Source organism: Marinoscillum pacificum, from assembly GCF_024714495.1.
In the GTDB taxonomy this organism is placed as follows: Bacteria; Bacteroidota; Bacteroidia; order Cytophagales; family Cyclobacteriaceae; genus Marinoscillum; species Marinoscillum pacificum.
Genome location: NZ_JAMZMJ010000001.1, coordinates 197465 through 212524, shown reverse-complemented (window position 1 = coordinate 212524; position 15060 = coordinate 197465). Strand labels below are relative to the sequence as shown.

Annotated in this window: 11 protein-coding genes and 1 pseudogene; 5 read left to right on the top strand and 7 right to left on the bottom strand. The window is 38.8% G+C overall.

What is annotated here, in order from left to right:
* The first annotated feature begins 17 nt into the window (after nucleotides 1-17).
* Nucleotides 18-692: a hypothetical protein gene (locus tag NXS00_RS00875; protein WP_258097217.1), complete on the top strand. Its 675-nt coding sequence runs from the start codon at nucleotides 18-20 to the stop codon at nucleotides 690-692.
* Here NXS00_RS00875 and NXS00_RS00870 read toward each other — a convergent pair.
* Entirely contained in the window at nucleotides 681-2207 is a 1527-nt protein-coding gene (locus NXS00_RS00870) for a GH3 family acyl-acid amido synthetase (RefSeq protein ID WP_258097215.1), read from the bottom strand. The genes NXS00_RS00875 and NXS00_RS00870 overlap by 12 nt on opposite strands.
* 96 nt (nucleotides 2208-2303) lie before the next feature.
* Between NXS00_RS00870 and NXS00_RS00865 the strand changes: the two genes are divergently transcribed.
* Both NXS00_RS00865 and NXS00_RS00860 read left to right on the top strand, forming a co-directional pair.
* A complete protein-coding gene (locus NXS00_RS00865; protein ID WP_258097214.1) occupies nucleotides 2304-3623 on the top strand; it encodes a WD40 repeat domain-containing protein in 1320 nt (439 codons plus the stop codon).
* Between the two features lie 337 nt (nucleotides 3624-3960).
* A complete protein-coding gene (locus tag NXS00_RS00860; protein ID WP_258097213.1) occupies nucleotides 3961-6357 on the top strand; it encodes an ABC transporter permease in 2397 nt (798 codons plus the stop codon).
* A 165-nt stretch (nucleotides 6358-6522) separates the two neighbouring features.
* On the opposite strand, the gene NXS00_RS00855 is transcribed toward NXS00_RS00860, so the two are convergent.
* Nucleotides 6523-6687, bottom strand: coding sequence for a PID-CTERM protein-sorting domain-containing protein (locus tag NXS00_RS00855; protein ID WP_258097212.1), 165 nt, complete (start codon nucleotides 6685-6687; stop codon nucleotides 6523-6525).
* 25 nt (nucleotides 6688-6712) lie between these two features.
* A pseudogene (locus NXS00_RS26985) lies at nucleotides 6713-8418 on the bottom strand (DUF8693 domain-containing protein).
* Nucleotides 8419-8551: 133 nt separating this feature from the next.
* Between NXS00_RS26985 and NXS00_RS00840 the strand changes: the two are divergent.
* A complete protein-coding gene (locus NXS00_RS00840) occupies nucleotides 8552-9256 on the top strand; it encodes an MIP/aquaporin family protein (protein ID WP_258097209.1) in 705 nt (234 codons plus the stop codon).
* Between the two features lie 58 nt (nucleotides 9257-9314).
* On the opposite strand, the gene NXS00_RS00835 is transcribed toward NXS00_RS00840, so the two are convergent.
* Nucleotides 9315-9509 carry a cold-shock protein gene (locus tag NXS00_RS00835; protein WP_258097208.1) on the bottom strand — a complete coding sequence of 65 codons (195 nt, stop codon included), beginning with the start codon at nucleotides 9507-9509 and terminating at the stop codon, nucleotides 9315-9317.
* 217 nt (nucleotides 9510-9726) lie between these two features.
* Nucleotides 9727-10806: a fatty acid desaturase family protein gene (locus NXS00_RS00830; protein WP_258097207.1), complete on the bottom strand. Its 1080-nt coding sequence runs from the start codon at nucleotides 10804-10806 to the stop codon at nucleotides 9727-9729.
* A gap of 193 nt (nucleotides 10807-10999) precedes the next feature.
* On the opposite strand from NXS00_RS00830, the gene NXS00_RS00825 reads away from it, so the two are divergent.
* Nucleotides 11000-11188: a hypothetical protein gene (locus NXS00_RS00825; RefSeq protein ID WP_258097206.1), complete on the top strand. Its 189-nt coding sequence runs from the start codon at nucleotides 11000-11002 to the stop codon at nucleotides 11186-11188.
* On the opposite strand, the gene NXS00_RS00820 is transcribed toward NXS00_RS00825, so the two are convergent.
* Both NXS00_RS00820 and NXS00_RS00815 read right to left on the bottom strand, forming a co-directional pair.
* On the bottom strand, nucleotides 11156-12190 hold the full coding sequence (locus NXS00_RS00820; protein WP_258097205.1) for a hypothetical protein: 1035 nt from the start codon (nucleotides 12188-12190) through the stop codon (nucleotides 11156-11158). The genes NXS00_RS00825 and NXS00_RS00820 overlap by 33 nt on opposite strands.
* The gene (locus NXS00_RS00815; protein WP_258097204.1) at nucleotides 12191-15004 is read right to left on the bottom strand and encodes a S8 family peptidase; all 2814 of its coding nucleotides are present in this window, start codon (nucleotides 15002-15004) and stop codon (nucleotides 12191-12193) included.
* Nucleotides 15005-15060 lie beyond the last annotated feature (56 nt).

Sequence of the window (15060 nt, the reverse complement as noted above, 5' to 3'; positions counted from 1 at the left end):
CACTGTTTATTTGACTGATGATTATTACTAAATCCTTACATATCATGTGGTTGAGTTTCATTCGGCTCATACTTCCTGCAGGGTTTGCTTTGTTATTTGCAATTACTCCGCAGGATAAACCGTTTACTCAAATAACCAATGCCAAGAATGTCACTGCTGAAAATATCCGAAGTGAAAAGATTATCCGTGCCTTTGAAAAAGTAGTAGAGCGCTACCACAGCCTTCATGAATATCAAATTGTTCTGGTACAAGGTCAAATCAAAGAATCTACAATGCAGGCTCAGCCTATCGTTGGGATGGACAACCTGTTCAATGGAGTGAAAAAATACCAGGTCAAAATCGGTGAGTTTGTTCGTGATAGCGATACCCGTCTCGAAGATTTATCTGAAGATATACTAATGGGTTGGTTCGCTCATGAGCTGGGACATTTAGTGGATTACCAGCCGCATTCCAACTTTGAAATGATTGAGTTTGGCATCAAATACATGTGGTTTGATGATTTTAAGCGCAAAGTGGAACATGCCGCAGATCAAATCGCAATCAAATATGGTTTCAAGGAAGAAATACTAGCAAGCAAGCGATTTCTGATGGAAAGTGAATTCAAAGACAGCTCCTATCAGGACAAAATCAAAGAATTCTACATGCCTTTGGAAGAAATTGAATCTCTTGAAACAGAAGCATCAGGAATTTGATGCTATGAATTGCATTAATTCCTCTAATTTTTCCTTCCCCATTACCTTCGGTGTTTTTACTTGACCACCTTTCTTTTTAGTAGATTCAAGGTAAGCATGATATTGGGCTTTAGAGATACTTTCAACCCTGAGATCACGTAGCGCTTTACTTCTAGCTACTTTATAGTTCTTATTTGCACTTTTCAGCTCATCATCTAGTTGATTTCTAAATGCTAGATTATTTATTTCATCATCAGAAACCACAACCCATTGATGATAATATTCCTCCTTATCATCCTGCAGAGCCCCTACCATATATTCACTCACTTCGACTTCCAACTGATTACTCACCTCAACAATTGCGGCATCCATTTTCTCTTCAGACAATTGAGACCCTACTACATTCAAAAAGAACTTAGTTCTACCTGTAATTTTAACCTCATGAGGATCAATGCTGGTAAATTTGATGACATCACCGATGATATAGCGCCATGCTCCAGCACAGCTACTGATTACCAATACATATTCCTGATTAACCTCCACTTCGGATAAAGAAAGAGACAAAGGATCATCTAACAGATTACCCATTTCATCAACCCCACGCTCATCAAAAGGAATGAACTCATAGTAATAACCATGATTTACGGCCAATTGCATGCTCATAGTGTCCGGTCTGGCGCCATACGAGAAAAAGCCTTCAGAAGCTAAATAAGTATCTATAATGGTTATTGGCTTGGCACTTATCTTCTCAAATCCTTTCTTGTAGGTATCGAATGCCACACCACCAGATGCATACACCGTCAGGTTTGGCCAAATGTCATGTATGGTTTTGAGATTATGTGCCTTCACGATTTCCTGAAGCATCGTTAGTACCCATGATGGGATACCTGCAATGGCTCCAATGTTCCAATTAGGAGCTTCTTCTATGATTCGGGCAATCCGCTCATCCCAATCATCTATGGCGGCTATTTCCTTTCCAGGTCTATAAAACCAATCATACCATCCAGGGAAATTGGACACATTAATTCCACTTATTTCTCCCTCCTTATGTCCATTATGCTCATTAAGGTTGGCAGAACTACTAAGCATCAATATTTCTGTTTCAAAAAGTTCTTTTGGAAATTCGAAATTTGGTAGAGATTGGATCATGCTTGTCCCAACATCACGCATACTTTGAATAAAGTCATCTGTAATCGGAATGCGCTTACTGGATTTGCCTGTGGTACCGCTGCTCAACGCAAAGAAATCAGGTTTACCTGGCCAGGTGATATCTGGATTGATTTGCTGCTGAGACCACCATCTTTCATTCATTTGATGATAATCTACAATAGGCACGGCTCGCTTAAATCCTGCTTCCACATCCTCTTCTTTCAGTAACTCCGAGAATCCATAAAACTTCCCAAAAGCCGTTCCCTTGGCTTTATCTAAAAGCGTTTTTAATTGATTAATCTGATATTCTTGTGGAGTCCTAAACTCAAAAGATAGTTTCTGATTTAGGTTTAAAGCTCCGTGAATGAGTGATGCAGTAAATGACATAGTGGTTGATTCGTTCCTTTAATAAACAATTAGTGGCAAAAATGTTCTTAGAAATCATGGATAAAACAGGTATCTTTAACTAAACCGAATGCTATAATGATGAAGCGTAATCCTTTTTTGGCCCTACTATTGTTGACTTCATACTTTCTATCAGGTGCTCAAAATCAATCACTTGATCTCCAAAGCCAAATTGAAGTACTAAGAACTACAGAGTTGGTCCAGTCTATGGCGCAACGTTCCTTATTGACACCTTCCTATTTTCCTGAAAAGAAGGCTCTGGTTGCCAGACAGGCCTATAATTTTTGGATTGAAAATCCTGGTGATCGCCTGGTCTCACACTTAAATGTCTACCAAGCCCTATACTACGCCAACAAATACCTGGGATATGATCCAGTCAATAAACAATCTTATAATCAAGCATTGGGTCATGATGAATCAGTCATGTCCGTTCAATATGGCACTGATGAAAACACCTTTTACACTGCCGGATCTGATGGAAAAGTACTGAGATGGAAGCTGGAGGAAGAATTTAATACACCAGAGGTAATATATGAAGGAAAGTACCTGGTCCGATCGCTTGACATCTCTGACGATGGTAATTGGATTCTTGTAGTTACCAAAGATCAGGGCATTATCATTTTGGATAATAGAACACAAGACTCCAGTGATGAGAGACCAGCAGTAGCTAAAGACACAGAATTGGTACAGTCCGGTGTTTTCATGCCTGGAGAGAATAAAGTTGCCGTGGTGACTAAAAAAGGAGAACTCAAAATCAAAGGTTTTGGTAAGGAGCGAGTCATAGGACGAACCATGGACAAGGTAACTACCATGGAAGTAAACAAATCTAATGATGAAATATTGGCAGGTACAGCCCAAGGAAATGTTCAATTTTGGGAAGACACCCTAGCCAGAAAACTTTACATCGAAGAAGCTTTTGCTATAAACACTATGGCTATAAGTTCTGATTTTAAAACCTTGGCCTTGGGGCGAGAAAAAGGTGATGTGGTGCTTTACGATCTGATCAAACATCAAATGATACGAATCATAAGCGGGCACCAATCAGCCATCACAGATGTGGATTTCAACTTGGATGACACCAAATTGCTCTCCTCAAGTAGAGATGGCTCTGTAAGAGTTTGGGACATCAATGATCCAAGAAAACTTCCTTTGATACTGGACGATCATGAGGATTGGGTCATGTCTGCATGCTTCTCCCCTGATGGGAAAAGAGTCATCTCAGGCTCAAGGGATAACTCCATTCGTTTTTGGCCAGTAGACCCTAAAGAATTGGCTGATAGAGTATGCCAGCTTGTAAGTAGGGACCTTACTGAAGAAGAATGGATTGAATTCGTCGGAACAGGCATACCGTATACCAAGACTTGTCCTTTAAGCGATGTTTCTTTAGAAAGTAAATAGATTCAAAGTGTAGATGTATCTTAGATAAATGACAAATAAACATGTTTGGTTAGTCGGATTTTTGATTTCAATACTTGTTTTGCTCATGAGTATTGATTTTCAAACTTTTACTGGTGCAAGTGGTAACGGTTGGAGTTTAGGGTTGCGATTAGAGCCTGCTTACTTCTTATTTATTCTCCCCACTTTGTTGCTTATAGGTGTGTTGATGCAGGTATTGCATCTTAAAAAACGTTAAACTGGTTCCTTTTAAAGATTCACCTATCCACTGGTGTAAGCATTATAGCTTTTGATTTATTGATTTCGTAAGTTCAATTAGATCAATCTAACTCAAACTATCATGCTAAAAACCTTTATTCTGGTTGCTTTGCGCAATTTCAGGAAAAACAGACTAACGACAGCCATCAACACCATTGGTTTGGTTCTTGGCTTTTCTACATTCATCATTCTTGCTTTCTCTGTTTACAATGACTTGTCCTATGATCGATGGCATAGTAAATCAAGCAGAACCTATCGATTTACAACGATCGACGAAGCTCTGGGTGTAACCAGCAATCAGGTTGCCATAACCAATCCATACATGCCACGTGCAGCCCAGCAAGAAATTCCTGAAGTAGAAACTGCGTCAAGAGTGCTCTATGCAGGAGAACAGCGTATGGAAAAAGGTGATCAAGGATATTATTCTCAACATGGATTATATGTAGAAAATGACTTCTTTGATATCTTCGATTTGCCTGTTCAGAATCGTGAAGAAGCACTTAAAAAGTTCAATCAACCTCACAAAATGATTCTTTCGGAATCCTTCGCAAAAACCATTTTTGGACAAAGTGATAAAATTGGAGAAGTACTGGATATAGATGGTGACTCCTGGGAAGTAGTTGGTCTAATGGACGACATTACCCAAAACTCTCATTTAGAGTTTGATGCACTTCTCTCCTTATATCCTGCCCACTCAGATTCTTCCTTAGCGCAATACATCAACTCATGGAATGGCTTAGGAACGGTGGGCTATGCTGTACTTGCAGAAGGAGCCGATGAGGCTTCTGTAGAACAGAAAATGAGTGAAATCGCCCTAGCCAATGATGTCAACGATTTCTGGATACCCCAACTTCAACCTGTTGAAGAAATCCATTTGGGGAGCGCTGGCATCTTATTTGACTTTTATCATCAGCATAAAGGCGATCAACTTTATGTCTATGCTCTTACCGGAGTGGCTTTATTCATTCTGTTGATTGCTACATTCAATTTCGTCAACTTAACTACGGCACAGTCTACGGCCCGAGCCAAAGAAGTCGGAATTCGCAAAGTAGTTGGTAGTTCTAAGGGATTATTAATTAGTCAGCATATGACTGAGTCTATCCTGATGTCCATAGGTGCTATGGTTTTATCCATCGGAGTAGTTTATGCACTTGTTGAGGTCGTCGGATTAGATATGAACTTCGATCTTCTTGCATTGGTCAGCAACAATCCTCTTGCTCTTTTATCACTAATTGCTCTGGCGATTATCATCGGAGCATTAGCAGGTGTTTATCCAGCTTTTGTTTTGTCCAGCATCAAATCAGTCAACATAGTTCGAGGCAAATTCCAAACGAGTAATAAAGGTATATGGCTCAGAAAAACGCTTGTTGTAATGCAGTTCGTAGCAGCCATAGGCATGATTTGTACTACGTTGATAGTTTCCAAACAAATTGATTTCATAAAGAACAAGCACCTCGGATTTGAAAAGGATCAGGTTATTAATATCAATGTAGGAGATCCTGGTTTGGCTGACAGAATAGAAAGCTTCCAACAAGAGCTAGAAGGCAATCCAGCGGTATTGCATACTTCCTTTAGCAACAACATGCCAGGGCGTACTTTTGGACGTGGTGGTGTTAATGTAGAAGGCGGAAATCAAGACGAGCCATGGATTGTAAGTGTCATGTCCATGGATGAAAACTATTTGGAAACCATGGGCATCCAATTGGCAAATGGTCGAAACTATGACCCTAGCTTTGGTTCAGACCAACAGGAATCAATCATTATTAATCAAGCAATGATGGAATCACTTGGCTGGGAAGAAGCTGTTGGTAAGAAATTAGTCTTTGGAAGTAATACCACACGAACAGTGATTGGAGTAATCGAGGACTTCCATTTCTCCAGCATGCGTCACAAGATTGAACCATTAATGGTTTATTACAATCCTGGACCAAATAGCAATTTCAATGTGAAGGTGAGCCCTGAAAACGTGAAATCTACCATGGACTTTTTACAAGCCACATGGAATGATCGTTTTCCAAATTACCCTTTTGACTACCAGTTCTTTGATCAGGAATTTGATCAGATCTATGCATCAGACGAGTTCTTCGCCACGTTGGTGAGCACTTTCACCTGGTTGTCCATTGTGCTTTCTGCTTTGGGACTATTCGGTCTATCTTTCTTCATGGTGGAGCAACGTAAGAAAGAAATTGGAGTACGTAAAGTTTTAGGCTCCACCATTGGACAAATTGTTTCTCTAATCATGAAAGAATTCGTGTGGTTGATTATTGTCGCCAATCTTATTGCCTGGCCTGTAGCCTATTTGTTTACGAAGCGGTGGATTAGCGATTTCCAATACAGAATAGATCTATTGGGGTTTGAAAGTTTAGCTACATTCTTATTTGCAGGAATTGGAGCGCTACTTATCGCACTGATTGCAATTAGTTACAAGTCAATCAATGCAGCGTTAGCTAATCCGGTCAAATCACTAAGAGATGAATAAACAAAAGAGGCCGTTTCAAAAGTATTTTGAACGGCCTCTTCCCTTTTTCTTAAATGCCTTACAATCAGGAATTCTCTAAGAAGAACTAGCTGTATATTACCAGTCGAATGAGAGAATTGCGCTAAATAAAAGATTTTTCATTCAATCGTGACTTTAATAACTCAATCATTTTCTTCGATGATCACGTAGTTTCTTAACTCCGTAGATACCTCCAGCAGCCAACAAAATCGATAGTCCACCATCAATAGGAGTTGCAGGTGGAGCACTTTGAGCCATCATTGGAAATACCGACATCAACAATATTACAGAGGTTATAACCTTAATTTTCATAATAGTTCGTAGTTGGGTGAAGGACTTATTTAATGGAGAATTTCAAACTCTCGTTACCTACCTTGAGGATATATACCTGATGTCTATTCAGCTTTACATCAACTGAAACAGGCTGCTCTTCTCCATAGATTGTCTTGTTGAAATGAACACGCCCGTTGACATCATAAACAGTAATATACTGGTCTTTTTTGGCATATCTAATAGTCAATCCTCTTTCATTAGCTTTTAACAATGTGAGATCTGATGCCATATTAGTTTCTGCCAGTACACGACTAGATAGAACTTTCAAAGCGAATCGCTTGTCACTAGCTTTTTTATCCAGATGAACACTGATATCAACGTTCTCCTGTAGATTATAGGAAGTATTGCTTTCCAAATCCACCAGCCACACACTCAAGTCTTCATTAATACCTTCTAGTTGTTTTGTTTTGATGAGATAATCTCCAGATTCTTTCACCGTATATCCTAGTGGAATAGTAATATCGTCTAAACTTGACAAACCCAATGCCTGAATAGCTAACTCAACCCCATTATTGATTGAATACAGGGAGACTGCTGTATTGGCTAATTTTCTTTTAGCATCAAGCGCATAATCTATATCATTAGTCGCTAATAAATCAAATGCTACAAGTGTTTCACTTTCAAATTGATCACCTGCTAAAGCTAATTTGATTTTTGGCTGCTGTAAGGTGCTAGAAGCTCTATAAAAGTTGGCATTATTGTTATTTCCAGCCACTTGCATGCTTGAGTAAAGGATACGTCTCCATTAGTTGTAGCCTCAATATAGAATCCTTGCATTGAGGTAATGTATCCATCATACACTCCGGTACCTTTTGCACCAGTTACACCATCACTCAAGCTGTTTGTACCTACAGCACCGAGAGCATTAGCTGTAATAAAATCTCCACCTCTAAAATTCCCATTGTTTTGTCCTCCATCATCCCAGAAGTAAACTACTCCGGTTGTATTGGTGGAATTTGTTGAATTATTTAAGAATTCTGCAACACTTATTGCTGCAGTATAAGGATTCCCTACCAAATTAAAGTTATCAGAAGTCCCTTGTGTTACCGGCACACTTACCGCAGCACCAACGGGGCTTCCCGCAAATCCAAGTGTAAAAACTTCTTGACCATAGCCATTAAGTGATACAAAATAACCAACTCCTGGGGTGGTCGCATTTGAATAGTCCAATGCTTCGAAATCTCCAGTTTCGTTATCCCATAAATAAGCATAGACCCCATTAAACAACCCAACATTTCCATCGGTGAATGGAATAGCGTAAATACTGTAGTTTGAATTCCCATAAACAGAACGTGAATTGGCGACTGTTCCAGAACCAATACTAGAGTAACTTCCCAATAAGACTAATGAACAGTTGGTATTTGCACGAATTAATCCGCCATTTTCAGTAAACCCGTTTACCTTTAAAGTAGCACTTTCCCCTCCTATCTCTAATCGTCCACTTTCAGCTACAGTAAGGTTATTAACTTCAAAACTAGCATCAGTAGCGATGGTTGGTGCTTTATAGTTTGATTGAGACGTAGCAGGAATGATTACGTCATCACTAGCACCAGGAACAGAGCCACCTTCCCAGTTAGAGGCTGTGCCCCAATCAGCATCTGTAGTTCCTGTCCATGTAATTTGTGCTTGAGCATGTAGAGCACATAGCGCCAAAAGGAGTAAACCGACTCGGAATATTTTAAACCTATTGATTCGATTTGATAGTTTCATGTTGTGTTAGTTATGATTGGTTTTCAGTAAAACGGTAGGTCCATGAATTACCCTACTATCCAGTTCTTGAATAGTCAATAGTTTCTCAGCTCTTGAATTTTACCTATATTAGATTAACTCAATAAACACTTACATGATCCCATTTTTCGGAGAGATTCTTGGCACATTCATTTTGATGGTCCTTGGCAACGGTGTTAACGCCAATGTCTCACTAAGTAAAACCTATGGAAATAATTCAGGATGGATTGTTATAGCCTTTGGTTGGGGAATAGCTGTATTTGTAGCAGTTTACATTGCTGGTCCTATCAGTGGAGCACATATCAATCCAGCAGTAACCATCGGGCTGGCTGTTACTGAAAAGTTCCCCTGGGCACAAGTTCCGGGCTACATTATCGCTCAAATGATTGGTGCTTTTCTAGGCGCCTTTGCCACTTTCTTGCAGTATCGACCTCATTTTAAAGAAACAGAAAATGCCGATGCAAAACTTGGTCTGTTTAGCACAGGACCAGCTATCAAAAGCACTCTTGACAACCTAATTTCTGAGATCATTGGCACCTTCATTCTTGTTCTTGCGGTATTCTTTCTAGTAAGTGGTGAAGGGCTGGGCTCCCTTGATGCACTTCCTGTAGGTCTTTTGGTACTTGGTATAGGACTGTCATTAGGAGGAAGTACTGGATACGCAATCAATCCAGCAAGAGACTTAGGTCCACGCATTTTTCATGCCATTGCTCCTATTCCTGGAAAACGAGATAGTAATTGGGCTTATTCATGGATACCAGTTATCGGACCAATTATTGGTGCCGTAATTGCAGGTTTATGTTATAACCTGATGACATAAAAAAAGCTGTACACTAACAAGTGAACAGCTTTATGAAAACTGGAATATTTTATAAGAATTAGTCGATTACTTCAACGTTAACCGCGTTCATTCCTTTTCTACCTTTTTCTAGGTCAAATTTAACTCTGTCATTCTCACGGATTTCATCCACAAGTCCACTTGAGTGAACGAAGATATCATCTCCTTGATCAGCTGGTTTAATAAATCCAAATCCTTTTGACTCGTTGAAAAACTTTACAGTTCCTTCTTGCATTGTACTAATGTATTATTGTTTAAAAATTATATCGAGTTAAAAACATAACTGCTTAAGACTCTGGCACTAAGAAATATGAAGGAATAAAGTTGAAACATAGGAGTAGTTCGTCTGAACTAAACTTTTGGAAACGGTTACCCCCGTATAATCGAAATGATGCTGCAAGCTACAGCTAATTATTGAATTACAATTCAATACTTTCAATTATTATCTTTTTTTAGGCTCTCCCGAGTTGATATAGCATGTCGGTGTGACTCTTTAGTGCATGAAACAGTGTTCGTTTGCTATGATATGGTATTCCATACTTCTCAGCTGTTTCCTGCACAATCTTCGACAGCTCTCTATAGTGCAGATGACAAATATGCGGCATCAAGTGATGTTCGATCTGATAATTTAAGCCACCAACAAACCAGGACAACACTCTATTTCTTGGCGCAAAATTGCACGTTGTTGCTAGTTGATGAATAGACCAATTTTGACCTATTAATCCGTTTTCGTCTGGTTGTGGAAATTCTGATGACGGCATGATATGCCCCATCTGGAAAATGACCGTTAATACAATCCCGGTGACAAAGTGCATGCTGAAATAAGCTAATAAAACGATCCACCAGGCAACAGGTATCATCAACATTGGGATCGCTATGGAATAACCAAAGTAGAAAAACTTAAGAATGATCGCCTCAATAATAATTCTGTTGTATTCCTTCTGGGTCTTTACTAACCCCATATTTCTATATCGCTTCAATCTGGTAAAATCTCTTGTTGTCACCCATACCAGTGTCATCATTCCATATAAAACCCACGCGTAGACAAATTGAAACTTATGAATCCAAAACCTATTCTGATCAGGTGAAATACGCAGTATGCCAGGAACATGAAGATCATCATCTGCTTCATCAATATTCGTATAGGTATGATGAAGGACATTATGCTGTATTTTCCAAACTGTAGGGTTGGCTCCGATCAAATAGATTGACCACCCCATCACTTTATTTATCGCCTTTTTAGAAGAGAAGGTACCATGCAAGGCATCGTGCATCACACTCATTCCTATACCGGCCATTCCTAGTCCGCTTAACAGGTAAAGTCCAAATACAGCCCAAATATTACTAATGAATCCAGAACATAGAATCAACAATGGAAATAAGAACATTGAAATCATCACAGCGGATTTAACACCCATTCGATAATCACCAGATCTGGAAATCTCTTTGGAGGAGAAATACTGATTCACACGCTCTTTTAATTCCTTGGTAAAACTGGTTCCAAGATGATTTGAAAACTTGTATACGTTCATTTGTGGATATTTCGATACTCCCGTAGGTGGGATAACTTGAGAGTATGTTCTTTTGGGTTAATAGTTCTACAGCTTAAGCTCTTCCGTAAAACTACCAGCTATTTATTGAATAGAAATCAATGTGAGTGAGTTATTTTGTTTAACATATTTATCGATATATTAAACATTTTGCAATTAACCCCGTTGTAACTCTATGAAAAGGAAGTTTATAGCACTAGGTTTATTAGTAGCAGGACTGATTATAGGATCAAGTTTTGCAGACAATTCGTTAGATTATCAATACTTATCCAACACTGTTTCAAAGCTAGATGGTCAGCTTCACCATTTAGAATCTTCATTCATCAGTAGCCTACATATTATCGAATCCGCTGACATAGATTAACTCACTCCTCTTTACTTCAACTCCTTCGGAACGAATCACTACAGCCATTTCCTTTTCAGAACTCAATCGAGTAATAAAGCCCTGATTCATTTCTTTCATTATTTCATAGTACTTAGACGCCTTAGATAAACAGGTAATTGCAGTATTCCTTTTCTTCTCTGCTAATGCAGTCTCAATCAACGACTCTAAATAGTTCTCATGACCTGATTTAACTACGAAACCCTCAAGAGATAAGAACTCAAAGTTGGTATTGAACAGTCGGTTGATAAATGGGATTTTTGAGACCAATTTGATTAGATGCTTTCCTCCAGGAATTTCAAAGATCTTCCATCGCTCAGCATTAGCTTGCAAAGCAGCTACTATCTGGCCATTTTCAACAATACCATAAGCCCCATTTTCATAGCCAAGGTTCTCATCTGTAAATAACATGTGACCTTCATATTCCAGTTTGGCCAATTTCTTATATTCAGCTAACAACTCCCCTTTTAGCTCTATCACATGAGAGTGCTTTTTAGGAAAAAACCGACTGAAGTACACGGTTTGAAATCTTCCTATTTCTTGAAAATGATAGCTGTCAATTATGCGTTTAGAACGAAGATTACCTGGATCTACATAAGCATAGTACACCTTAGGTTTTTCGGACAAAATATCCGTAGAAAAAAGAGATTCTATTTCTTCTTTTAATCTACTTTTTTTGGCTATTCGGCTGATAGCCTTACCACTAGTTCTAAAAGCATCTTTAAATGAAAAGTACCGGATATAAAATGATTCAGCAGCTTCACCTAAAGAATAAGTTTCTCGTTTCACGTAACAGCAAACCCCTACTACGCTCCCACCAAGTTCTACACTTATAAAGATTGGATGATCGATATAGTCTATTTTAGAATCTACGCGCTGATGTTGATACACCATACTTTGACCAGGAGTACCAATCACGTTGTTATTCAACAGTGATCTAATTTGATCTCCTGGATCTCCAAATCTTAGCTTGAGGAGGCGCATTTAGTTGATAATAATCTTTCCGCGATGTTGCTCACCTTCCATATCAATCACATAAAAGTAAAGTCCAGCTCGCAAGTCATGTAAAGAAACTACTTCTCGACTAGAATAAAGCACTTTAGAGAGCACTATACCTCCATGTTTATCATATATTTTTAGATCAGAAAAGCTGGTCAATTCCTTGGTATAGAAACTAGCCAGTTTATCGCCCGGCACTGGATTTGGAAAAACCAAGACTGACTTTTCAGTTAAATAATAAGTTCCTGTGGCAGTAACCATAAGCTTTTCTCCATTATTGAAATAAATGGTCGCTTCATGCTCATTAAGTCCTTGAATTGGATTCGCATCTAAAAACCTAAGTTCTTTGGCCACATTGCGAACATTAACTAGTCTTTGTCTTCCTAGATAATTCACTTGATCAATCACAACACTGTCTATACCATACACACTACTCAATTCTAGTTTCAACAAAATTCCTTCGTCATTTACTTCTTCATGATAGAAAGACTTCACAAAACATCCCGCACCCTGTTGTTGATAATTGAATGTTGTAGATGGTAAGTATTGATAATTGTCTATTTGTGGTCTAATATTGAAATACGTATTCTGAGGGCTATACACCATAAATGAAGTATCAGTAGTCGTATGGACTAACTCCAGTTTTTGTTCGCCCGGCTGTCTAATTTCATAATAATCAATTCCTTGTCTAAGTGCCCAACTAATCAACACAGAGTCAGCGCAATCAATCTCTACAGATGCTTTCAACTCTTGAGAAACAACAAACGGATCAGTTTTAAAAGTGTCCTGATCAACGATCATCATGGCTTCAACAATACCATTTTCTAAACTATTAGCCATACCCCATCTCAAGTATCCTCTCTTTAAATCTATACCTGAACGGATAAGCTTCCAATCACCTTCTAAATACCTGTAGTATAAATCTCCTTTTGTGAAATCCAAACTTGAACTCCATCTAAAATAAGTTCCTGTTTCTCCATTGTAAGGAAAATTACTACCCCTAACAGGATAATCCCATTCAAAAACATCTGTTAAATCCATATGATAAGCAAGGCTGTACATCTGATGATCCGACAATAGTTTATTGCCGGAAACAATGACTTGATATTCTCCAGCTTCAGGAAATTCAATCGATAAAAATTCAATCGTATTAACAATGTCTGTACCTCGTGTAGCTTCCTTTTGTAGTTCAAGCACCTCAGGAAGCGTTGACAAAACCCAGGGTCTGATCGTATCCTTTTTTGGGCTAATTAGCATCAGATCCAGATCATTTATCAAAACTCGTTGATCTCCGGCATTGGCAGCAGGATCTACCCAGTTCAAAACAACCGTCAGTTTTTCAATTTGATCTGGCACTACAATTACTTCAGTATTTACTGTAGAAACTGTTAGTGTATCAACCCAGTAGTTTGATTTTTCAAGTAGTTTCATAGACCTACTAGCATTCATCACTCCAAAACCACGCTCATAGTCTGGCCCAGGATGACCAAGATCATCACTTCCTGCTATTAGCAATGCTTTGATCAAGTCAGATCTTGGGTATGCATTAAAGGTCTCGTAATAGTATTGCTGCATTAAAGTTGCTGTTCCTGACACCAAAGCCGCCGCATTGGAACTTCCAACCAAACTATAAGCGGAGATCTCAGGTTTCACTCGACCATCGAAAGCAGGCCCACGTGAGGAAAAGTTGATGCTTCTGCCTACTGAATCAGTAGCACCAACGGTTAAGATGTTTTTTGCGGTTTTAAAGTTGCCTGTGATATTGGCATAATTCGTAACTCCTTGATAGGTTCCTGATTCCGGTGTTTCCAATCCACTATTTCCAATACTGAAAACATGTAGGACCTCTGGGTTAGATGCTACTTGTTGATCATATTGCTGAGCTCCAAGTCCATATTCATTTTCGATCACAGTCCCATAAGAATGATTTTGAAGATAAGAATTCAATGAACTAAAATGCTCAATTGGGTCTGGAAATAAGTTTTCAAATGAAGAAGCCGTAATTTGAGCCTCTGGAGCCACACCATATCCTGTCACAAAGCTATTACCTGCTCCAGCAATGATCGTCGCCATTTCTGTAGCGTGATTTGACAGCTGTTCATCTTCTAATCCTGATAACAGGGATCTACCCCTCAAATCCAAATCTTGCGAATCATAAGAACGTTCTTTTATGGAGATCGTCATTTGCTGTCCTCTTAGATCTGGATAAAGGTGGTGGAGTTTTGAAACTCTATTTGGATTTAGGTTTAAATCGATAACCCTACTCTCCTCCTGAACTTCACCTGACTCCAGAGAAATATAATTGACCGCTGGCGATTTGGCTAGTTCTACTAAGTCTGATCGCTTGCCAGACCCTTGATAGATACCACCATTGACCCACCGCAAGTCAAACTTTTCCACTAATTCACCAATTACTTTATTATCATTTGATATAATCTGAACATAAAATGAAACTTTTTTATGGTTATTTAGCGCAAAAATGGATTCATCCCATTTCCATCTTGAATCCACCACAAAAAACGGCTTCCTGATTAGCTTAGATTCATCTGATATATTACCAGAAACCAGGTAGTAATTATCAGGTAACCTTCTCAATATTTCACCTTCACCGTGCCGTACCATTTGCACAGCCTCCGTTGGATTCATTTGCACTAAAAGTGCAGTTTTATCAATATTTAATGAATTTTCATCTTTCGATACAACTTTCTTCAAATGATCGAGAACAGCAGTTTGACCAAACACCGGAAACGCTAAAGTGACAAGAGTTAGCGTTATTAAAATCTGTTTTACAGTTCTCACATTTTTAAGCATTGTGAATTCATTCTAAGAAAAGTTTCATAGTGAAATTAGATTTT

Bases quoted from the DNA above. Each gene is read 5' to 3' on its own strand.
- NXS00_RS00830 (WP_258097207.1), bottom strand. From the start codon at position 10,806: ATGAACGTATACAAGTTTTCAAATCATCTTGGAACCAGTTTTACCAAG.
- NXS00_RS00875 (WP_258097217.1), top strand. From the start codon at position 18: ATGATTATTACTAAATCCTTACATATCATGTGGTTGAGTTTCATTCGG.
- NXS00_RS00860 (WP_258097213.1), top strand. From the start codon at position 3,961: ATGCTAAAAACCTTTATTCTGGTTGCTTTGCGCAATTTCAGGAAAAAC.
- NXS00_RS00870 (WP_258097215.1), bottom strand. From the start codon at position 2,207: ATGTCATTTACTGCATCACTCATTCACGGAGCTTTAAACCTAAATCAG.
- NXS00_RS00820 (WP_258097205.1), bottom strand. From the start codon at position 12,190: ATGCGCCTCCTCAAGCTAAGATTTGGAGATCCAGGAGATCAAATTAGA.
- NXS00_RS00865 (WP_258097214.1), top strand. From the start codon at position 2,304: ATGATGAAGCGTAATCCTTTTTTGGCCCTACTATTGTTGACTTCATAC.
- NXS00_RS00840 (WP_258097209.1), top strand. From the start codon at position 8,552: ATGATCCCATTTTTCGGAGAGATTCTTGGCACATTCATTTTGATGGTC.
- NXS00_RS00855 (WP_258097212.1), bottom strand. From the start codon at position 6,687: ATGAAAATTAAGGTTATAACCTCTGTAATATTGTTGATGTCGGTATTT.
- NXS00_RS00825 (WP_258097206.1), top strand. From the start codon at position 11,000: ATGAAAAGGAAGTTTATAGCACTAGGTTTATTAGTAGCAGGACTGATT.
- NXS00_RS00835 (WP_258097208.1), bottom strand. From the start codon at position 9,509: ATGCAAGAAGGAACTGTAAAGTTTTTCAACGAGTCAAAAGGATTTGGA.